10 protein-coding genes are annotated in these 23025 nt (G+C 62.2%); 5 read left to right on the top strand and 5 right to left on the bottom strand.

The genetic code is table 11. The annotated features are described in order from the left end of the window. Window positions 1-180 precede the first annotated feature (180 nt). From M2447_RS11175 to M2447_RS11160, 4 genes are all read left to right on the top strand, one after another. The gene (locus M2447_RS11175) at window positions 181-8577 is read left to right on the top strand and encodes an autotransporter outer membrane beta-barrel domain-containing protein (RefSeq protein ID WP_277558673.1); all 8397 of its coding nucleotides are present in this window, start codon (window positions 181-183) and stop codon (window positions 8575-8577) included. A 368-nt stretch (window positions 8578-8945) separates the two neighbouring features. Then, window positions 8946-10349: a 3' terminal RNA ribose 2'-O-methyltransferase Hen1 gene (locus tag M2447_RS11170; protein WP_277558671.1), complete on the top strand. Its 1404-nt coding sequence runs from the start codon at window positions 8946-8948 to the stop codon at window positions 10347-10349. Between the two features lie 36 nt (window positions 10350-10385). Next, complete coding sequence (locus M2447_RS11165; RefSeq protein ID WP_277558669.1) at window positions 10386-12959, top strand: polynucleotide kinase-phosphatase; 2574 nt, start codon at window positions 10386-10388, stop codon at window positions 12957-12959. Between the two features lie 346 nt (window positions 12960-13305). Then, complete coding sequence (locus tag M2447_RS11160) at window positions 13306-15732, top strand: Tex family protein (protein WP_277558667.1); 2427 nt, start codon at window positions 13306-13308, stop codon at window positions 15730-15732. A 24-nt stretch (window positions 15733-15756) separates the two neighbouring features. Here the strand turns inward: M2447_RS11160 and M2447_RS11155 are convergent, their stop codons facing one another. Further along, on the bottom strand, window positions 15757-16254 hold the full coding sequence (locus tag M2447_RS11155) for a hypothetical protein (protein WP_277558666.1): 498 nt from the start codon (window positions 16252-16254) through the stop codon (window positions 15757-15759). A gap of 16 nt (window positions 16255-16270) precedes the next feature. Continuing rightward, window positions 16271-16846, bottom strand: a complete 576-nt coding sequence (locus M2447_RS11150; RefSeq protein WP_161554723.1) for a hypothetical protein — start codon at window positions 16844-16846, stop codon at window positions 16271-16273. A 319-nt stretch (window positions 16847-17165) separates the two neighbouring features. On the opposite strand from M2447_RS11150, the gene M2447_RS11145 reads away from it, so the two are divergent. Beyond that, window positions 17166-19244 carry a M48 family metalloprotease gene (locus M2447_RS11145; protein ID WP_277558665.1) on the top strand — a complete coding sequence of 693 codons (2079 nt, stop codon included), beginning with the start codon at window positions 17166-17168 and terminating at the stop codon, window positions 19242-19244. Between the two features lie 45 nt (window positions 19245-19289). Here M2447_RS11145 and mutL read toward each other — a convergent pair whose 3' ends face one another. From mutL to argH, 3 genes are read right to left on the bottom strand one after another with little or no spacing between them, the layout of a single operon-like run. Beyond that, window positions 19290-21110: a DNA mismatch repair endonuclease MutL gene (gene mutL, locus M2447_RS11140; RefSeq protein WP_277558664.1), complete on the bottom strand. Its 1821-nt coding sequence runs from the start codon at window positions 21108-21110 to the stop codon at window positions 19290-19292. Between the two features lie 4 nt (window positions 21111-21114). After that, window positions 21115-21519, bottom strand: a complete 405-nt coding sequence (locus M2447_RS11135; RefSeq protein WP_277558663.1) for a GxxExxY protein — start codon at window positions 21517-21519, stop codon at window positions 21115-21117. After that, window positions 21516-22964, bottom strand: coding sequence for an argininosuccinate lyase (gene argH / locus M2447_RS11130; RefSeq protein ID WP_277558662.1), 1449 nt, complete (start codon window positions 22962-22964; stop codon window positions 21516-21518). The genes M2447_RS11135 and argH overlap by 4 nt, the downstream gene beginning before the upstream one ends. Between the last annotated feature and the right edge of the window lie 61 nt (window positions 22965-23025).

Raw genomic sequence — 23025 nt, 5'->3', positions numbered from 1 at the left:
AAATAATTTTTTTAGAAAATCGTTCTTTCAATGAGACGCGTTTTCCTCCAGCGCTATAGGTTTATCACCGATTAATTGCATTAATCGGCTGCTGGTAAAATCTCATCACCAGAATTATTTCACACTAATTTTATCAACTTTATTCACTACATGGTGCGCTGAATGCACTGGGAAAATATCATGCAAAACCAAAATCAAGGCAAGGCGCGGCGCTCAATTTGCGTCCGCAAACGAAACATCCTCATTGCGCTCCCGCTTCTCGCTGCCCTTGCGCAGCCGATGCCGGGACAGGTAAACCCCATCCCGAGCGGCACTGCACTTAACAGCTTCGCGCTTAATGGCGGCACATACAGCCTTTCCGGAACGCTCGTGACCACGGACGTCGGGAGCGCGGGCATTTGGTTCGCTTCGGCCAGCGACCTCATCATCGAATCCGGCGGTTACACGCGGGGCGGAAACGCGGGAGTGAACATGGCGGGAGGCAGCACACTGACCAATGCGGGCGTGATTAGCGGCACCAAATCCGATGCCAATGGCGCTTACGGACGGGGCGCCGTGACGATCACCAACAAATCCACGGGCGTCATTTCAGGCACCAGTCGTGGCATTCATGTGGACAACGGCGCCGCGATCATCACCAACGACGCGGGCGGCCTCATCCAAGGCGGCTATCGCGGCATCCAACTCAACGCTGGCGGCGAAATCACGAACTCCGGCAGCATCGTTGGAAAAAGCAACCACGGCATTGAAACTAATTATGTCTCGGTGCTCGTCACCAACAGCACCAGCGGCCTCATCCAGGGCAACACCGACGGCCTGCACATGGGCGCGGGCGGCACCGCAGCCAACCACGGCACGATCAGCGGCAGAGACCGCGGTCTCTATGCGGGTAACATCGCGAAGGTGACAAACGAAACCGGTGCCACAATCCAAGGCCGCTCCAATGGCGTGGTTCTGAACAAGGGCGGCGAAGTGGACAACCGCGGCACGATCAGCGGCACGACGGACTACGCAGTCCGCATAAACTCGGGCGAGGGTCGGGTCACGAATTATGAAGGCGCCACGATCAACGGCGGCGTTTACGCCGGCGGCACCACGGCCGTGATCAACAACGGAAACATCTCAGGCAACAGGGGTGTTTACCTCTCCTCGAACTCCACCCTTTCGGGAACCGGAGCCATCGACGTCACCGGCACCGCTTTGATTGCGGAAAACGGAGTCTCGCACACCAATGGTGCCGACAACCTGCTTCGCGGCGGTGTTACGGGCGCGCATTTCCTGAGTGGCGGCACGCTCACAAACTCCGGCACCGTCATTGGAACCTCTGGCAATGGGGTCCTTATGGCGGGCGCCGGAAAACTCACCAACAACGCCCTCGTCCAAGGCGGCGCCACCGGCGCGGCAATCAACGGCGGCGGCACTGTTTCCAACTCCGGCACCATCAAAGGCGCAAGCAACGTCGGTCTTTCCGTGGCAGGCCTCCCGGCGACCGTCACCAACGCCCAAGACGCGCTCATTCAAGGCGGCCAAAACGGCATGATGCTATATGCCGGCGGCACGCTCACAAACTCCGGCACCGTCATTGGCGATGGCAACATCGGTGTTTATGCCGGCGGCTCTGTGCTCATCACCAATACCAACAACGCCCTTATCCAGGGTGGTAATCGCGGCATATCACTCAACGGCAGCGGCACCGTTCGCAACTCCGGCACCATCAAGGGCACTGGCGACACAGGCATTTACGCGATCGGAGTCGCAACCATTGACAACGCTGAAAACGCGCTCGTTCAGGGCGGCACGCATGGCATCGTGCTCGCCACCGGCGGCACGGTCACAAATTCCGGCACCATTAAAGGCGACGGCGGATGGGGCGTGCAAATTGGCGGCGGCGAGGGGCGCGTCACCAACAACGCAGGCGGCGCCATCATCGGCGGCATCTTCGCCGGCGGCACCACCCAAGTGAAAAACGACGGCGCCATCACCGGTGCCAACGGCGTTTATCTCAGCGCGAACTCCACCCTCTCCGGCACCGGTATTATCGACGTTGCAGGCATCGGCCTCACGCTGGCGAACGGGGGCGCGCACACAAACAACGGCCTGATCAAAAGCGGCACCACCGGCGTGGTCTTCGAGGGCTCGGGCTCGCTCGGCAACACCGGCACAATTCAGAGCGCCGGTGTCGGCGTTTCCGCCGTCGGAGTCGTCACCATCACCAATGGCGCCGACGGCCTCATCACGAGCGATGTCACCGCCGTCTCCCTGAGCGCGGGCGGCACGGTCGCCAACTCCGGCACAATCATTGGCGGCATAGACTACAACCATGGCATTTATTCAGGCGGCCTTGTCACCGTCACCAACGATTCAGGAGCCCTCATTCAAGGCCCCGACAGCGGCATCTACCTGGGCGTCGGCGGCACCGTCAGCAACGCCGGCACCATTACCGGCGTCAACGGACAGGGTATTTACGCAAACGGCATCGTGGAAGTCGATAACGCCGCCGGCGGCCTCATGCAAGGATACTGGCACGGCGTCCGGCTCGACGCCGGCGGCACCATCGTCAACTCCGGCAGCGTCATCGGCGACGTCGGCCATGGCATCGAGGCCAATTATCAAGCCGTGTTCGTCAGCAACACCGACACCGGCCTCATCCAGAGCAACGGCAAGGGTGTTTCCCTCGGCGCGGGCGGCACGGTTGCCAACTCCGGCACCATCATCAGCACCGGACAGCACGGCATTTATGCCGCAATCGGCGCCGAGGCCACGATCAGCAACACCACCGGCGGCCTTGTCCAAGGCGGCATCATCGGCGTCGAGCTGGCCGGCGGCGGCACCATCGCCAACTCCGGCACCATCGCCGGCGGCGCCTCCGGTTGGGGCGTTCAGGTCGCCACCGGCGAGACCATTGTCACCAATGCCGACACGGGCGTCATCGTTGAGGGCGTTTACGCGGGCGGCACCACGCAAGTCACAAATGACGGCCGCATAACCGGCGCCCTGGGTGTTTATCTCGGCGCCAACTCCACGCTTTCCGGCACGGGCACCATCGACGTCACGGACACGGCTCTCATTCTTGCGAACGGCGCCACGCACACCAACGCCGCGGAGGCTTTTATTCAAGGCGGCACCACAGGCGTGCGTTTCGAGGGCACGGGCTCGCTTGGCAACTCCGGCACCATCATTGGTGTGGTGGGCCAGGGCATTGACGCCGTCGGCTCCGCCGCAATCACAAACGCCACCGGCGCCCTCATTCAAGGCGGCCATCACGGCGTGCAGTTGGGCTCGGGCGGCACTATCGCCAACTCCGGCACCATCATCGCCCAAAACGCGCACGGTGTCATATCCTGGAACAACGCCACTCTCGTCACGAACACCACCGGCGCGCTCATCCGGGGCAACCAGCACGGCGTCGAGTTGGTTGCCGGCGGCACCGTCACGAACTCCGGCACCATTGTTGGCGTCACACAGGACGGCCTGATGGCCGGCGGCCCCGCTGAAATCACCAACGCAACCAACGCCCTCATCCAAGGCTCCGGCCACGGCATCCGGCTCGACGCCGGCGGCGCGGTCACCAACTCCGGCACCGTCCTCGGCCAAAGCGGCCACGGCATCGAGGCCAATTATCAAGCCGTGCTCGTCAGCAACACCGGCATCGTCCAAGGCGCCGCCAGCGGCGTCTCCCTCGGCGCGGGCGGCGCGGTCGCCAACACCGGCACCATCATCGGCGACAGCGCCCACGGCATCCTGTCGTGGAACAACGCCACACTCGTCACCAACGCCGCCGCCGCCCTCGTTCAGGGCAATCAGTATGGTGTCGAACTGGTCAATGGCGGCACCGTCACGAATTCCGGCACCATCATCGGCGAGAACGATTGGGGCGTGAAAGTGAACGACGGCGCGGCGCTCGTCGCCAACAACGCCGGGGCCACCATTAACAACGGCATCTACGCGGGCGGCTCTGTTGAAATCACCAACGACGGCCTCGTCGGCGGGAACAAGGGTGTTTACCTCAGCGCCAGCTCCACCCTCTCGGGCACCGGCACCATCGATGTCTCCGGCGTGGCTCTCGAACTGGCCGATGGCGCCACGCACACGAACAACAGCACCATGCTCCTCAAGGGCGGCGAAATCGGCGTGCAGTTCCACGGCAGCGGTTCGCTCGGCAATTCCGGCACCATCATCGGCGACTCTTCCACCGGCGGCGGCATTGGCATTTACGCGAACAACAACGCCGCCACAATCATCGTCACCAATGAAGCCGCCGGCTTGGTTCGCGGCGCCGATAGCGGCATCGTCACTTACAACAGCGGCACCATCACCAACTCCGGCACGGTCATCGGCGAAACCGGCAACGGCATTCGTGGTGGCTCATCCCCTGTCACCATCACCAACACCACCGCCGGCGCCCTGATACAAGGCCACGATTTCGGCATCTACATGGATGCAGGCGCCATTTACAACTCCGGCACCATCATCGGCACGGATAACAACGGCATCCAGACCGCCACCGCCGACATCGCTGTCACAAACGACACCGCCGGCATCATCCAAGGCGTTAATTTCGGCATCTACATGAACGGCGGCACCCTGGCCAACTCCGGCACCATCATCGCCACGGACAACGTCGGCGCCCAATCCTCCGAGTCCGTCCACATCACCAACGCAGGCCTGATCGAAGGCATTGCAATCGGCCTGTATCTCGAAAAGGGCGGCACAATCTCGAATACCGGCATCATCACGGGCGGCACCGGCTACGGCGTGGGCGTGGGCTCGGGCGTCGCGGAAATCACCAACAACGCCACCGGCATCATCAACGAGGGCGTTTTCGCCGGCGGCACCACGCAGTTGATAAACGACGGCGCCATCCTCGGTCACTATGGCGTTTATCTCGCCGCGGCCTCCACCCTCACCGGCACAGGTTACGTCAACGTCACCGGCACCGCGCTCATCGCCGAGGACGGCGTCGCGCACACCAACGACACCATGAACCTGCTCCACGGCGACATCGTCGGCGTGCACTTCCTCGGCTCCGGCACGCTCACCAACTCCGGCACCATCGAAGGCGCGGGCGACACCGGCGTGTATGCGGCGGGCCAGGCGCTCGTCACCAACACGACCGGCGGCATCATCACCGGCCCCGTTTACGCAATCAACCTCGCCGCCAACGCCGCCAACGAAGTCCGCCTCTGGAACAGCAGCACGCTCGCGGGCAACCTCGGCATCGCGGGAACAAATTCGCAACTCACCCTCATCAGCAACGACACGCTCAACGCGCAACGCCACGCCGACGCCGTCACCGGCAGCACGGAGTTCACCGGCACCCTCGTCAAGCAAGGCGCGGGCACCTGGATCATCGACATCGACCCCGGCGCGGGCATGGAGCAAGCCGCCACGCTCGTCCAGTCCGGCACGCTCGTCGTCGATTGGGACGCGCACCAACTCAACGCCGCCAACAATGCCGAAATCGGCATCGACGCCGGCGCGACCCTGCAAGTCTCCACCACCTCCAGCGCGACCACGACCCTCACCAACCCGCTCGCCGGCGCCGGTTACGTTGACCTCCACAGCACCGCCACCGATCCCGGGGCGACCTTCAGCCTTCAGCCCTTCAGTCCTTCAGCCCTTCCCTTCACCGGCACGGTCGGCGTCCGCGGCGATTCGCAACTCACATACTTCCGGTTCGACGACGACGCGGAAAACGCCCTTGCCGACGCCACGCTGCGCCTCGGCCAAAACTCCGAAACCACGCTCGACAAAGACCGCGCCATCGGCGGCTTCGACCTCTTCTCGGGCGTCTTCTTCGTAAACGCCAGCACGACCGGCACCACGGTCGAACCACACACGCTCACCGTCACCGGCACGCTGCACGGCACCAGCGGCACAATCGGCGTGCACACCGACGTGCTCGGCGGACTCGACCTCCCGAAACCGCCCGGCACGGGCGGACTCACCGGCCACATCTTCGACGTGGACGCGCTCAACGACAGCGCGCTCAACAGCAAGGTCATCGTCTCCGCCACCGAGTCCACCATCGTCGGCACCGCCTCATACGACCTCGTTGACAGCGCCACCAACGCCCTCGGCCAAAACTCGACAGTCGATTTCTACAACAACGACGGCGACACCATCGTCGGCAAAACCTACTACGGTTACAAAGCCACGCACGTCAGCGGCACCGGCATCGTGCTCGACTACGGCCTCACCCAAATCGAAAGCACGCACACCGATCTCCTCGTCGAAATCGACCCGACCGGCTCCCACGACAAAACCCTCAGCGCCAAACTCAGCGGCGCCGGCGCGGGCTTCGCGTTCAGCGGCACCGAGCAAATCACACTCGCGCAACAAGCCACCTACACCGGCCAGACGCAGCTCATCAACTCCGCCACGCTCAAGGCCGGCGTCGCCAACGTGATCGCCTCCTCCACCAAGGTCACCATCAACGCCTCCACCGCCTTCGACCTCGGCGGCTACGACCAGACGTTGCAAAACGTCTCCGGCGCGGGCGACATCCGCCTCGGCGACAAAACCCTCGCCATCGCCAACACCGAAACCGGCCTCGAATTCTCCGGCACGATCGACGGCACCGGAAACCTCGCCCTCAACGCCGCCGGCGAGTGGACGCTCACCGCCAACAACACCTACACCGGCACGACCACAATCGGCGCCGGCGCGCACCTCCAGCTCGGCACCGGCGCGGGCGGCTCCACCACCGGCATGATCGCCGACGCCAGCACCGTCGCCAACTCCGGCACACTCACCATCAACCGCTCCGACGATCTCGTTTACGGCGGCGCCGTCATCGGCGCCGGCATCCTCGTCCAGCGCGGCGCCGGCACCACCACCCTCACCGGCGCGAACAACATCGCCGGCGGCATCGTCGTCGAGCAAGGCGCGTTGCAAATCGGCCGGGACGACACCAGCGGCTGGGACGGCGGCGTCATCGCCGCCAACGTCAGCGTCGCGGACGCCACCACGCTCATCTTCAACCGCTCCGACCTCGTCACCTACACCGGCGTCATCAGCGGCTCGGGCAACGTCTCCACCATCGGCGGCGGCACCGTCGCGCTGACCAAGGCGCAAATCCACACCGGCGAAACCCGCGTCGGCGCCAACAGCACCCTGCGCACCGGCACCACCAACGCCATCCAGGCCAGCAGCCGCGTGTTTCTCGACGGCGCGCTCGACATGCACAATCACGCGCAACAAATCAAAAACCTCACCGGCAACGCGGGCCGCATCCATTACAGCACAAACAACGGCCTCGCCACCACCTACACGAACCTGACAATCACCGGCACGCTCGAAGGCACGACGACCAGCCACATGAACGTGGACCTCGCCAACAAAAACACCGACATGCTGATCGTCCAAGGCGCGAGCAGCCTCGCCACCGGCACGCACTACGTCGAGTTCACCCAGACAAACCTCGATCCCATCGACGACGCCACGCGCACCTACGCGCTCAAAGTCGTCGATTACGTCGACGGCGATCCCGTGTTCACCTCCAACATCGTCGAATCGGGCATGTTCACATTCCAGCTCTACAAAGGTGACGGCGGCCTCATCATGCCCGACGACACCGCCTTCTACCTCTCCGGCGGCGACGCCCTCAGCCGCGCAGCCGACGCGATCCTCTTCACCGCCGGCATCATGGGCCCCTCCTGGCACTTCGATCTCGACAGCGTGCACAAACGCCTCGGCGATATCTACGCGCACCGCGACCGCGACACCAAGGACAAGGACGAGGGCTCCGTCTGGATGCGCGTCAACAACTACCGCCTCAACGCCAGCTCCGAGCTCGGCGGCAGCGCCTTCGAGCAGGACAGCTACGGAGTCACCGCCGGCGCGGACAAACTCCTGCGCCGCGAAACGGCAACGATCGCCCTCGGCGGCTTCATCGGCATCTCCCGCCAGGACCGCACCTTCGACGACGTGCGCAACCAATACGGCGACGGCAGCAGCAACACCGTCGGCGCCGGCCTCTACGCGCTCTGGATGAACGAGCAAAACTGGTTCGTTGACGCCGTCCTGCGCTTCGACCGCACCAGCAACAAACTCAACGCCCGCGGAGTGGACGGCTTCGTCTCCCGCGGCAAATACACCAACTACACCCAAGGCGCGTCGGTCGAGTTTGGCCGCCGCCTCGTCCGCCCGTCGATTCAAACATCGAGCGGCAAACTCCTCACCTTCTGGACCGAGCCCCTCGCGCAAGTCGCCGTGGCCTGGATCAACGGCGCTGATTACACCGTCTCAAACGGCGTGAGCCGCGACCTCGAAGTGCGCGTCGGCGATTCCGACGCGTGGCAATACCGCCTGCAAGTGCGCACCGGCGCGAACTACGGGCAATGGATGCCGTATCTGAAGTTTGGCTCCGTGAAAACCGACACCAACGGAGGCGAAGTCACGGTGGACGACCGCGAGTATCAACCCTGGTTCGACGGCTGGCGCGTGGAGCTCGGCCTCGGCGTGGGCTATCAAATCAATGACAACGGCCAGTTGTATTTCGATTATGAATACAACAAGGCCCAACGCTACGAACGCCCCTGGGCCGTCAACCTCGGCTACCGCCGCGCCTGGTAAGAAGCGGTTATTTTGTCTTTTTTGCACAGATAGAATCCGACGATTCGCCACGCACAGACAATCAAGGAATTGAAAAGCAGCGGGGCCAAACTCGTTGGGTTTTGGTAGGCCGAAGCCTCCGGCTGAGTCGCAACATTCCCGGCTCAGCGCGACGGTTCGCCCTGCCTTAAAATGCGACTGAACAAATCAAAAAACTCTCGGGTAAAAGCCCGCTCATCTTGGGCCGTGTCTGTCCGCAGCCATTGCCGGGTTTTGCTTGAGCAAAAAAAGTGGCGGCATTTCCACGCCCGCTTGTTTTGATCTTTTCTATAACAATCCCCAATACTTGCCATCACCCACACAGCGCGCCTGTATTCAATAGTCCACCCATGCTCCTCACCCTCACAACCACGCACACCCCCGCGACCGACCTCGGCTATCTTCTGCGCAAGAATCCCGCCCGTCCGCAAACCTTCGACCTCACCTTCGGCAAGGCGCACGTTTTTTACCCCGAGGCGACAGCCGAACGCTGCACGGCCGCGCTTCTTGTCGAGGTCGATCCCGTCGCGCTCGTGCGCAACCGCCGCAATCCTTCCGGCGAAGGCGGTCCGCTCGAACAATACGTCAACGACCGACCCTACGCGGCTTCGTCCTTTCTCAGTGTCGCCATCGCGGAGACCTTCGGCAGCGCGCTCTCGGGCAACAGCAAGGAACGCCCCGAACTCGCGGACACACCGATTCCGCTCCGGGCAACACTCTCGGCCGTCCCCTGCCGCGGCGGTGAAGTTTTTCTGCGCAAACTCTTCGAACCGCTCGGCTACGTCGTCACCGCCGCGCGTCTCCCGCTCGACGAAAAATTCCCCGAATGGGGCGAAAGCCCCTGCTATCGCGTTGAGCTTGCCGCCACACTTCCGCTTCACCTGCTCCTCAGCCACCTCTACGTCCTCGTGCCCGTGCTCGACAACGACAAGCACTATTGGGTTGGCGACGATGAGGTGAAAAAACTCATGCGTCACGGCGAAGGCTGGCTGGCCGCGCATCCCGAGCGCGAACTCATCACCCGCCGCTATCTCAAGCACCAGCGCGGCCTTGTTTATGACGCCCTTGCGCAACTCACCGATGAGGACGATCCCGCTCCCGACGAAACCGCCGCCGCCCGCGCCCATGAGGAAGACGCCATTGAAAAAACCATCAGCCTCAACGAGCAACGACTGGGCGCGGTCCTCGCCGCGCTCAAGGCCTGCGGCGCCGCGCGCGTTCTCGATCTTGGCTGCGGCGAAGGGCGACTCCTCCAACTCCTTTTGAAAGAAAAACAATTCATTGAAATTGTCGGCATGGATATCTCGCACCGCGCGCTCGAAATCGCCCGCGACCGGCTTCACTTCGAGCGCATGCCGTCGCTTCAAAAAGAACGCATCCGGCTTCTTCACGGCTCGCTCATTTACCGCGACCAACGCCTCTCCGGTTACGATGCCGCCGCCGTCGTGGAAGTGATCGAACACCTCGACCCGCCGCGCCTTGCCGCCTTTGAACGCGTGATCTTCGAATGCGCGCGTCCCGCGACCATCGTCGTCACGACACCCAACTCCGAATACAATGTGAAATGGGAAACGCTTCCCGCCGGCAAATTCCGCCATCGCGACCACCGCTTCGAATGGACGCGCGCCGAATTCCAATCATGGGCAAATCAAACCGCCGCCCGCACCGGCTACACCGCGCGCTTCGTCCCCGTCGGTCCCGATGATCCCGCCGTCGGCCCGCCAACGCAAATGGCGGTCTTCACCCGCAGCTAAGGTCAAAGACTGACATAAGCACCACTCACAGCCCGAATGAAAATCACCATCCCCGAACTTTCCCTCGTCGTTCTCATCGGCGTCTCCGGCTCCGGCAAAAGCACCTTTGCGCGCAAGCATTTCAAGTCCACCGAAATCCTTTCGTCGGACCATTGCCGCGCCCTCGTCTCCGATGACGAAAACGACCAGTCCGCCACGAGCGACGCCTTCGAAGTCCTTCACTACATCGCCCGCAAGCGCCTCGCCGCCGGACGCCTGACCGTCATCGACGCCACCAACGTCCAGCCCGAATCACGCAAATCACTGGTCGCCCTCGCCCGTGAATACCACTGCCTGCCCGTCGCCCTCGTCCTCAATATCCCCGAGCGCCTCGCGCACGATCGCAACAAAACCCGGCCCGACCGAGCCTTCGGTCCGCATGTCGTCCGCCAGCAATCGCAACAACTCCGCCGCTCGCTCCGCAATCTCCAGCGCGAGGGTTTTCGCCATATCCATATTTGGGATACACCGGAGCAAATCGACGGCGCCACCATCGAGCGCCAGCCGCTTTGGAACAACCTCAAGCGCGAGCACGGTCCCTTCGACATCGTTGGCGACATTCACGGTTGTTACGACGAGCTTGTCGCGCTCCTTCGCACGCTCGACTACACGGTTGACGAAACCTCGCACACCCTCGCGCCGCCGCCCGGGCGCAAGCTTATTTTTCTCGGCGACCTCGTTGATCGCGGCCCGAAAATTCCCGACGTCCTCAAACTCGCCATGAACGCCGTCGCCAGCGGCGCGGCCCTTTGCGTGCCCGGCAACCACGACGTCAAGCTCATGCGCAAACTTCGGGGACGCGATGTGCAAATCACGCACGGCCTCGCCGACTCCCTCGCGCAACTCTCCTCCGAAACCGATGAGTTTCGCGTCCGGGTTGCCGACTTCATCGACAAGCTCGTCAGCCACTATGTTCTGGATGACGGCCGCCTTGTCGTTGCCCACGCCGGCATGAAACAAAACATGCAAGGCCGCGGCTCCGGCGCCGTGCGCGAGTTCGCCCTCTACGGAGAAACCACCGGTGAAACCGATGAGTTTGGCCTTCCCATCCGTTACAACTGGGCCGCTGAATATCGCGGTTCCCCGATGGTCGTTTACGGGCACACCCCGGTTCCCGAACCCGAATGGCTCAACCGCACCATCAACATTGACACCGGTTGTGTTTTCGGCGGCAAACTCACCGCGCTCCGTTATCCGGAAAAGGAAATCGTATCCGTTCCCTCAATACATGCCTACGCCGAGCCGCGAAAACCGTTCCTTCCCGAAACTGCCCCGACGCCATCAGCCCCCGCTCTTTCCGCGCAACAACAACACGATGATCTGCTCGATCTCGCCGATGTGACCGGCAAGCGCATCGTCGCCACGCGCCTTCACGGCAATGTCACCATCCGCGAGGAAAACGCCACCGCCGCGCTCGAAGTCATGAGCCGTTTTGCCGCAAATCCCAAATGGCTCATCTATCTTCCGCCCACCATGTCGCCCTGCGAAACCAGCGGCGTGCCCGGACTTCTTGAGCACCCAGCCGAAGCCTTCGCATACTACCGTCACGCCGGCATTCCCCGTGTCATTTGCGAAGAAAAGCACATGGGCTCGCGCGCGGTCGTCATTGTCTGCCGGGACGAAGCCGCCGCGCTTAAAACCTTTGGCATTACCGGCGAAGGCATCGGCATCTGCTACACGCGCACCGGACGCCGTTTCTTTGATGACGCGAAACTTGAGGCCGCCTTTCTCGCGCGCGTTCACGCCGCGGCAACCGCCGCCGATTATTGGAATCAATTTCAAACCTCATGGCTCTGCTTCGACTGCGAACTCATGCCTTGGTCGGCCAAGGCGCGGGAACTCTTGAAACAACAATACGCAGCGGTCGGAGCCGCCGCCCGCGCCTCGCTCGCAGGAGAAACGGAGGCTCTTGAGCAAACCTCGCTCCGAGGCCTGGACGTTGGCGCGCTGCTTGCGCGCACAATTGAACGCCGCCAAATGGCGGAGGACTACATAGCCGCCTACCAGCGCTACTGCTGGCCCGTCAACGGAATCGACGATTACAAGCTCGCCCCCTTCCATCTGCTTGCAACCGAAGGCAACGTTCACGCCGATAAACCCCACGACTGGCACATGCAAACCCTCGCCGCACTCGCGTCACCGGCCAATGCGACAGCCGGCAACATCCTCATCGCCACGCCCCACCGCATCATTGACGTGACAAACCCCGCAAGCGAGGCCGAAGGCATCGAATGGTGGGAACAACTGACTGCCCGGGGCGGCGAAGGCATGGTCGTGAAACCGCTCGACTTCATTGCAAAAGGAAAACGCGGACTCATCCAGCCTGCCGTGAAATGCCGCGGACGCGAATACCTGCGCATTATTTACGGCCCCGAATATACGGCGCCCGAAAACATTTCCCGCCTGCGCGCCCGCAGCCTTGCCGCAAAACGCTCGCTCGCCCTGCGTGAATTTGCTCTCGGCATCGAATCGCTCGAACGCTTTGTCCGCAAGGAACCCCTGCGCCGCGTGCACGAAGCCGTTTTCGGCGTCCTCGCCCTCGAAAGCGAACCCGTCGATCCGCGCCTGTGAAGAAATGTGCCGTGGTTACTGTGCGGGCATTCGCTTTGTTTTATGCGCCGCCATTAGTTTCTCACGGTTTTTAAATTCTTCCGACGCACTTTATCTCCACTCGCGACGTCCTCCTTTGCCCTTCTTGAGGCAAGGGCAATGTCGTTTCCGTTTGTGCCGATTTTGAGCCATCCATCCCAGCCAAAGTCAGTCACACAGGACCCTTGTTGTGGCATGTGCGCCACCATTCGCGTCAGATATGTTTTTGGGAAATTTCCCCTTGCGCGCCGCTTCTCACCCGTTGCTATGGCACCCCTCTTTTTTTGATTTTTTCACTCTTCACCATTCACTCTTCACACTTTTCCTAATGTCCACGCCCAATGCCGAACACGTCCTGCGCATCGCGCAGGAGCTCAATCTAAAAGTCCACCAAATCGCCACCACGGCGCAGCTCTTCTCCGAGGGCGCGACCGTCCCCTTTATCGCCCGCTACCGCAAGGAGGCCACCGGCGAACTCGACGAGGTCCAGATCACCGCCATCCGCGACCGCCTCGAACAACTCGCCGCGCTCGACGAACGCCGCGCCTCCATCACCGCCTCGCTCAAGGAGCGCAACCTCCTCACCGACGAGCTCGCCAAAAAAATCGCCGCCGCCGAAACCCTCAACGCCCTCGAGGACATCTACCTGCCCTTCCGCCCCAAAAAACGCACCCGCGCCACCATCGCGAAGGAAAAGGGCCTCGAACCCCTCGCCGACCTCCTCCAGGCGCAAGACCCCGCCACCGACGCCGAGGCGGAGGCCGCCGTGTATTCAGGACGTGAATACACGCCCGACGACGGCAAGAACACGCCCGCCAAAATCAAGGACGCCGCCGAGGCCCTCGCCGGCGCGCGCGACATCATCGCCGAGCGCATCAGCGACGACGCCTCCACCCGCGCCAAACTCCGCGCCCTCTACGCCGCCAACGCCGTCATCTCCACCAAGGTCATCGGCGGCAAGGAAACCGAGGGCGCGAAATTCAAGGACTACTTCGACTGGAGCGAACCCCTCGCCAAGGCCCCCAGCCACCGCGTCCTCGCCATGCGCCGCGGCGAAAAGGAACTCGTCCTCATGATGCGCGTCACCGCCGACGAAACCGCCGCCCTCGCCGAAATCGAACCGCTGCATGTCAAGCAGAGGCCAGAAGGCCAGAAGCCAGAAAGCCAGAAAAACACCACCGGTTCCACCCAGCCGAAGTCTGGCACTCTGGCCTCTGGTATTCTGGCCTCTGGCTCCGACACTTCTGCTTCCACCCAAGTTCGCATGGCGCTTACGGATGCCTACAAACGCCTCCTCGCCCCCGCGATGGAAACCGAGATGCGCCTCGAATCCAAAAAACGCGCCGACGAAACCGCGATAAAAGTCTTCGCCGAAAACCTCCGCGAACTCCTCCTCGCCTCGCCCCTCGGCCAGAAAAACACCCTCGCCATCGACCCCGGATTCCGCACCGGCTGCAAAGTCGTCATCCTCGACCGCCAGGGCAAACTCCTCCACAACGACGTCGTTTACCCCGACCAGGGCGCCGCGCGCAACGACGAGGCGACCGAAAAAATCAAAGGCTTCGTGGACTTCTTCAAAATCGAGGCCATCGCTATCGGCAACGGCACCGCCGGACGCGAAACCGAGGCCTTCATCCGCGACCTCGGCCTCCCGAAAAACATCCCCGTCGTCATGGTCAACGAATCCGGCGCGTCGATCTACTCCGCCAGCGAAGTCGCCCGCGAGGAATTTCCCGACCACGACATCACCGTGCGCGGCGCGGTCTCCATCGGACGCCGCCTCATGGACCCGCTCGCCGAACTCGTGAAACTCGACCCCAAGTCAATCGGCGTCGGACAATACCAGCACGACGTCGATCAAAACGCCCTCAAACGCTCGCTCGACGACTGTGTCGTCTCCTCCGTCAACGGCGTCGGCGTCGAGGTGAACACCGCCTCGAAACAACTCCTCAGCTACGTCTCCGGCCTCAACGCCAGCATCGCCGCCAACATCGTCGCGCACCGCAACGAAAACGGCCCCTTCAAAACCCGCGCCGAACTCCTCAAAGTCTCGCGCCTCGGCCCCAAGGCCTACGAACAAGCGGCGGGCTTCCTCCGCATCCGTGGCGCGGAAAATCCGCTCGACGCCTCCGCCGTCCACCCCGAGTCGTATCCCATCGTCGAAAAAATGGCCGCCGACCTCGGCGTGACCGTCGCCGACCTCATGCGCGACGAAAAACTCCGCAAAAAAATCGACCTTCAAAAATACGCGACCGACAAAGTCGGCCTCCCCACGCTCACCGACATCCTCGCCGAACTCGCCAAACCCGGACGCGATCCGCGCCAAAAATTCGAAGCCTTCGCCTTTCAGGAAGGCGTGAACAAACCCGAGGATTTGAAACCCGGCATGAAGCTCCCCGGCATCGTGACCAACGTCACCGCCTTCGGCGCCTTCGTCGATGTGGGAGTGCACCAGGACGGCCTCGTCCACGTCAGCCAGCTCGCCGACAACTTTGTGAAAGACCCGGCTGAAGTCGTGAAAGTTTCCCAGCGCGTGATGGTCACGGTGACCGACATCGACCTCGCCCGCAACCGCATCGCCCTCTCCATGCGTTCCAACCCGCAACTCGGCGGAAAATCCGGCGGAGGCCAAGGTAGGGCGGCCTCGGCGAGGCCGCCGCACGGAGGTTCATCCGGCGGAGGCGCCCCGCGCCGCGACTCCACTCAAAGCTTAGGCGGCGACTGGTTCACGGCGGCTCTGAACAAGAAGCGGTAACACTTCGAACAGAACTCATATCTTTCACTTCGTTTTTTCCGCCCGTTTTTCCAAATATGCAGTCGCGCGCCGCGTCCATTCCCCGATCGTGGCCGGCCCATCCCATCTGAATAAAAAGAAACGTCCGCTTAAAAATCGCGGAATATGCTCATCCGTTGCCATGCCCGAGCATATTTCCAGCTCCATTGAAACATCGGCGTCATCCCATCCGTCATATAAAAAATTCCGCGCCAAATCATCCGGAACGTCACTTGGATGCAAAGTCTGCGCGGGCACCTTGAAAACATTCGCCAGCGCATTTCGCGCCGCGATGACATAAACCTCATGCGCAACGGGAGCGCCTACTTGCGATAAAAATGCCCTGTCCGAAAGCGGCTCGCGTGTGCTTGAAAATTTTGCGCGCCGTTTGCGAAGAAGCAGCGCGGCCACGATCATATAAATCGCCGAAAACGAAATGACACAAACCACCGCAATAATGGCCAGTGTCTTTGCCAACCCGGAATTCATCGAATACATTGGCATGTCAGAAATCGGCCAGTCATTGGCCGAGGCCCCTTTCCGTTGGTTGTATTGGAACCCGCAATGGCCAGCCATGCGCCAACCGGTAGGTTGCTGATACAGGTCCGCGTCCCGTGCGAAGCGCCAACAATCTATCGAGCCGCTTTGCCGCGGGAATGACCGGACTGAAATCCCCGTCCACAAGTTCGCTAATATGCGGATGCAAGGCCAAAGGCTGCCATGGCAGCGCCGCATACGCGGCCGAAAAATCGTTCAACGCCTTTTTTTCCTTTTCCGTTAAATACGCAAACACACCGGGGCTTCGTATTCCAAAAACTAAATCGAACATTCGATAAACATACGCCGAGTCGCTGTATTCGGTCATTTGCGCGCGGGTTTCGACCCGATCCGGAATGAGGATCAAGCCGAGCGGCATCCGGGCGGCGCGCAACGTCCCCCAGATTTGCCAGCTTGCGATTGGTTCTGCTTGCATTCGAAACGGCAAGTTAATGACCGCCTCGCCTCGGGCAAGTCTGCGCGACACCGTCCCCTCCAAAAAAATGCGCGCCGCGCTGTTATTCCAGTCTGGTTGCGTGTATTTTGCGGCACCAAGCACAAACAACCCTTGCGGCAGTCCTGAAGAAAATCATCCGGGTGATAATGATTTATTCAATGGCGGCAAAACGCGAGCAGCCCACCCAAAGCCTAGGCGGCGACTGGTTTACCGCTGCGCTGAACAAGAAGAAATAAACCGAACACGATTGCGCAATAAACGGAGCGGCGATCTCCAGGTCGCCGGACGAGGCGCAACGCGCCTCGCAAAAAAAGAAGTTATTCGAAAAACAAAAAGGCAGAAGGGCACGACTATGTCGTGTCCGGCGACCTGGAGATCGCCGCTCCGTTTCGCACCGTCAGCGCCAACATTCCGCTTGCGCATGAACCGCGCGCACAAAACTCTCTTTGCCAACCCGCCCTTCCCCATGGACTTCTTCTCTGCACAAGCACGCGCGCGCAAAAAGACCCGGCAGCTCATCGTCCTGTTTGCCGCGGCGATCGTGTTTTTGGTGGCCCTGAGCTATGCCATTCTCGCCGTGATTCGCGCGGGCTGGCTTTATTATTACGAGCCCGGTTCCGCCTTTCAATTCTGGCAGCCCGGGTTGCTTGCGTTTCTCATCGTCATGACGTGCGGGCTCGTCGGTGGGGCGTCGTGGTGGAAGTGGCGGCAACTGAGCAAGGACGGGCTGCTCGTGATCAAATCACTCGGCGCGCGATGGGTTTCGCCCGGTTCGGCAAACATCATTGAGCGCCGCCTTGTCAACATCGTCGAGGAAATGGCCATCGCCTCGGGCGTGCCGGCGCCCGCTATTTTTTTGATCGAAAACGAACAGGCCATCAACGCCTTCGCTTGTGGACTCAAACCGCAGGACGCCGCTATCGTCGTCACACGCGGCGCGCTCGACCACCTCACGCGCGACGAATTGCAGGGCGTGATTGGCCATGAGTTCAGCCACATCCTCAACAACGACATCCGCATGAACGTCGTGCTCATGGCGGTCGTGCACGGGCTGTTGTTCATGGCGCTCGCCGGCGAGGGTATCTTCAAGGACTGGAATCTGCTCGAGGAATCGCCGTTCTACTTCATGAAGGTGATCGTCGCCATGGTTCGCGTGCCAGTCGGCATTGCCGTGTCTATTTTTGGATACACCGGATACTTTCTGGGCCGCCTCATCATTGCCACGATTTCGCGGCAGCGCGAATACCTCTCGGACGCCGCCGCCGTGCAGTTCACTCGAAACCCGTCTGGCCTCACCGGCGCGCTGCGCAAGATCGGGCTCTCAGGGGGCGTGGTTGTCACCAGCAAAAACGTGCGCGCGATCCAGCATTTCTTTTTTGTGGATGCGTGCCGAAACCACCTCGGCCGCTGGTTTGCCACGCATCCCTACTGGCTGGATCGCGTGCGCGCAATCGACGCGCAAACCGCGAAGTTTATCGTTTCCGACTCCCTGGATCGCGGACGCCTCGTGACGGATGATTCCGACGAGCGCCCCGCCGTGGCGGGGCGGCGCAAAGCCGGCTTGCGGTTGAAACAAAAAATCGAAGCGCCCTCGTTCGGCGAGGGCGGCCCCGCCGCAAACATATCCACCGGTGAAAACAAGACGGACCCCGCGGAAAACCGCGCCGCGATGCTGCAGCGCCTGCTTGGCGCGAGCGCGCCGGAATCAATCGCCCGGGCGCGTCAATTGCTCGACTCGATCAACCCGGAACTGCTGGACGCGGCGCATTGTCGCGACACCGCGCCCGCGCTGGTGCTCGGGCTCCTGATTGATCGCGACGAAACCGTGCGGCACATGCAATGGGACGCCTTTACTTTTCAAGGAGGCGCGCCGCTTAAAATAATCACGCGCCTCGAACCGGCGCTGCTGAGGCTTCCGCTCGAGCACCGCCTGCCGCTCCTGCAACTCGCGCTCCCCACGCTGCGTATGATGCCCGGCCAGGATGTCGGGCGATTCTGGCAGGCCGCGGACAAAATCGCCCAATGCGACGGGCGCATCACCGTATTCGAATACTCGCTGCTCCGCATGGTGCAACGGCATCTCGTTTCGGTTGCCGCGACGCCCCTGCGAAAAACAAACAAGGCATTCGCGCAGCCCTCGGAAATTGGCGCGCATGCCGGCATGGCGCTGTCGATGCTCGCAAACTGCGGCGGCGCGGACGAAGGAACTTCCCGGAAGGCATTCGAGGCGGGAAAATCCAAGCTCGGACGCTTTGCCGTTTTTGCCAAATGGCACAGGCCGCAAACTGGCGAAGTCGAGGGCGCCGCAATGATCCAGCAACTTTATCGTCCGCTCGACACCGCGCTCGACCGCCTCGCGACCGCGCCGCTGGAAACTAGGCGAGCCGTGCTCGCCGCCGCTGCCGCCGTGGTGATGGCCGACGGGAAGCAACACATTGAGGAAATCGAGCTCCTCCGCATGATGTCCGACTCGCTCGGCTGCCCGATGCCGCTGGTGTGAAACTGGGCGCGACGACACAAGGTAACACAGACATTCTTGTCTGTGCTACCTTCCGAACCGTCGCGCGAGTTCGCCTAGCGACAACTCGAAATAAGTCGGGCGTCCGGAGGGGCTGGTGAGCGGGGTCTTGCAGGCGAGGAGCTGGCCGATCATCGCGCGCATCTCGGCCTCGCTTGCCGAGGCGGGCAGGCGGATCGCCTTCACAACGGCGAGCCGCGCCAACTCGTCGCGCGCGAGGTCGATGTTTTTTTCCTGCAAGCGTCCGTCGCGCAACGCGCCGAGCAGGTCGCGCACAAACGGCTCGGCGTCCGCCGGCTCCATCCAGACGGGCACGCTCTCCACACGGAAAAAATTGCGCCCGAACTCGGTGATTTCAAAACCGTGGTGATTGAAAAAATCCAGCCGGTCGAGCAGCAGCGCGCTGGCGATGGCGTCGAGTTCGATGGGGATGGGAAGCAGCAGGCGCTGGCTCGGAACTTCGCCCGAGCGGAATTGCGTTTGCAGCCGTTCGAACCAGATGCGTTCGTGCGCCGAGCGACGGTCGAGCACGACGATCCCGGCGGACATCTCAAAAAGCGCGTAAGCCTGGTGCGCGAGCCCGAGAAACCGCCAGGTGGAATTTCCGATTTCCGATTTCCGATTTTCGATTGGCCGCGGTTCGGGTGGGTTGGGTGGCACGGGCGACCCGCCCGTGTGTCCGGCGGATTGAATGGGTTGGGTGGCATGGGCGACTCGCCCATGTGTTTGAACCTGCGGCGTGACTCGCGGAGTCGGCGCAAACGTCGGCGGTGTTTGCGCGGCCGTCCCGGCCATGCCTCCCAAGCCCACGGGCGGATCGCCCGTGCCACTCGATCCGCCCAATCCGCCTTGCGCGTTGCGCAACGCATCAAGCACGTTGCGAATCACAAAACCGCGCACGGCGGTTTCGTTGCGAAAGCGCACTTCGCGTTTTGCCGGGTGCACATTCACATCGACCGCCGCCGGATCGATCTCGAAAAAAACAAACGCCACCGGATACCGGCCCTTCGGCAGGTGCTCCGTGTAGCTTTCAATGAGCGCGTAGTTGAGCGCGCGGCTGTCCACCGGACGCCGGTTGATATACGTGATCATCTCGTGCCGCGTCGCGCGTCCCATGCCGGAGCCGGGCCGGTCGATCAGTCCGCTGATGCGCATGCCGCCCTCGGCGGCGTCGATGGGGATCAGGTTCTCGGCGATTTGTTTTCCAAAAATGCCGGCGACGCGCTCGCGGAGCGTCTCGCATTGGGGCGAGCGAAAAATGACGCGCCCGTCCTCGATCAACGTGAACGCGACATGCGGAAACGCCAGCGCGTAGAGCCGCACGCCCTGGATGATGTGCGCGGACTCGGTGGCGTCGCTTTTCAAAAACTTGCGCCGCGCGGGCACGGAGTTGAAGAGGTGCTTGACCTCGATGCGCGTGCCGACGGCGCGGCCGCATTCGCGCACGTGGACGAGTTTGCCGCCGTTGACAAAAACCTCGGTGCCGGTGTCGGACGAGGCCTCGCGCGTTTGTATTGAAAATTCGGATACGCTGGCGATTGACGGCAGCGCCTCGCCGCGAAACCCGAAGCTGGAGAGCGAGTCGAGGTCGGCGGCGGCGGCGATTTTGCTCGTGGCGTGGCGTTCGAGCGCGAGCAGCGCGTCGTCGCGCGACATGCCCGCGCCGTTGTCCTCGATGCGCATGAGCGAGCGTCCGCCGTGGCGAAACTCGACCTCGAGCCGCGTGGCCCCGGCGTCGAGCGCGTTTTCCACGAGCTCCTTCACGACCGCCGCGGGCCGCTCAATGACCTCCCCCGCGGCGATCTGGTTCGCCACGCGGTCGGGAAGGATTTTGATTTTCGAGGACATTTTCTTAATCGCGGAAGCGCGGAAGGGCGGAAGGCTCGGAGTCAAGAACGACGCGTTTTATTGCCAGCCGCGCTTCGGCGAAGTTGAGGACGAGGGCAAGTTTGCATCCCGTGGCTTTCAGATAGGAACGGGCCGTGGCCAGGTGGATGTCTTCGATGGCTTTGCAGGCCTTGAGCTCAAGAATGATGCGGCCATCAATGATGAGATCGAGCCGATGCTCGCCGAGGATTTGGCCGTCATAGACAATTGTGACGGTCTTTTGGCGCTCCACCTTGTGGCCGCGTTTGGTGAGTTCATGCGTCAGGGCGGTTTCGTATATCTTTTCGAGAAATCCGGGACCGAGTGCTCGATGCACCTCGATGGCCGCATTCAACACGCGGTCACTCAAGTCTTGTTCTATTAAATTCATTCCGCATTTCCGCCCTTCCGCGTTTCCGCGATTAGCTTTTTCCAGCGCGCGAATTGTTTTTTGATTTGTTGCGGGCCGGGCATGCCGGTGCCGCGGCGTTTTTGCATGGCGCGCTTGAGGTCGAAGACTTGCGTCCAGTCCTTTGCGTAGGCGGGATGGATTTTTTGAATTTCCGCGAGGGGGATTTCGTTGAGCGGAACATTGAGCGTCTCCGCCGCGCGCACGACCGCGCCGACGGCGTGGTGCGCCTCGCGGAACGGCACGCCGCGCTCGACGAGATAATCCGCGAGATCGGTGGCGAGCAGCGCGGGGTCGGCCACGGCGGCGGCGCATTTGTCGCGATTCATCTTGAGGCCGGTGAAGGTGCCCGCGAGCACGTCGGCGCAGATCGCGGTTTGGTCGTGGCTGTCGAAGAGCGGCGGCTTGTCCTCCTGGAGGTCGCGGTTGTAGGTGAGCGGCAGGCCCTTCGCGAGCGTGAGGAGCGTGTGGAGGTTGCCTTGCAGGCGCGCGGATTTGCCGCGGAGAAGTTCGCACGAGTCGGGATTTTTTTTCTGCGGCATAAGCGAGGAGCCGGTGCAAAACGCGTCGGGCAATTCCACGAATTTAAACTCCGCGCTCGACCAGAGAATCAAGTCCTCGGCGATGCGCGAGATGTGCACGCCGAAGAGCGCGCAGGCGTGCGCGAACTCGATGAACAGGTCGCGGTCGGCGACGGTGTCCATGCTGTTTTGCGTGACTTGTGGGCGGCCGCGCGCATCGACGAAGCCGAGTTGTTTCGCGGTGAACTCGCGGTCGATGGGGAGCGTGGTGCCGGCGATGGCGCCGGAGCCGAGCGGGCACCAGTTGGCGCGCGCGGCGGTCTCGGCGAGGCGCGCGCGGTCGCGCTGGAGCATTTCGAGCCACGCGAAAAGATGGTGCGCGAGATAAACGGGCTGCGCGCGCTGGAGGTGCGTGTAGCCGGGGACGAGCACGTCGGCGTGCGCGGCGGCGGCGGCGAGGATGGCGCGCTGGGCGGCGGCGATTTTTTCGGAGAGTTGCGCGCAGGCGTGCTTGAGGTAGAGGCGCATGTCGGTGGCGACCTGGTCGTTGCGGCTGCGCGCGGTGTGGAGCTTGGCGGCGGCGGGCACGCGGCGGGTGAGCGCCTGCTCGATGTTCATGTGCACGTCCTCAAGTTTCACGTCCCACATGAATTTGCCCGCGTCGATTTCCGCGAGGATGGCGTCGAGGCCGGCGTGGATGGCATCGCGTTCCGCGGCGGTGATGATGCCGGTGTGCGCGAGCATGGCGGAGTGGGCCTTGCTGCCGGCGATGTCGAACGGCGCGAGGCGGCGGTCGAACGAGACGGATTCGCTAAACGCGAGCATGAGCTCGGCGGGGCCGGACGTGAAGCGGCCGCCCCAGGTGGCTTGTTGGGACGGGCGGGCGGTTTTTGTGGATTTGGCCATGATTAAAAAGGGGGAGAGTGGGGGAAATTTTCGAATCACGAAATCCCAAATGTCAGGCCAC

This window comes from Ereboglobus sp. PH5-10, assembly GCF_029504735.1.
Taxonomy (GTDB): domain Bacteria; phylum Verrucomicrobiota; class Verrucomicrobiia; order Opitutales; family Opitutaceae; genus Ereboglobus.
The sequence above is the reverse complement of the archived record's forward strand: the minus strand, read 5'-3'. Positions and strand labels throughout refer to the sequence as shown.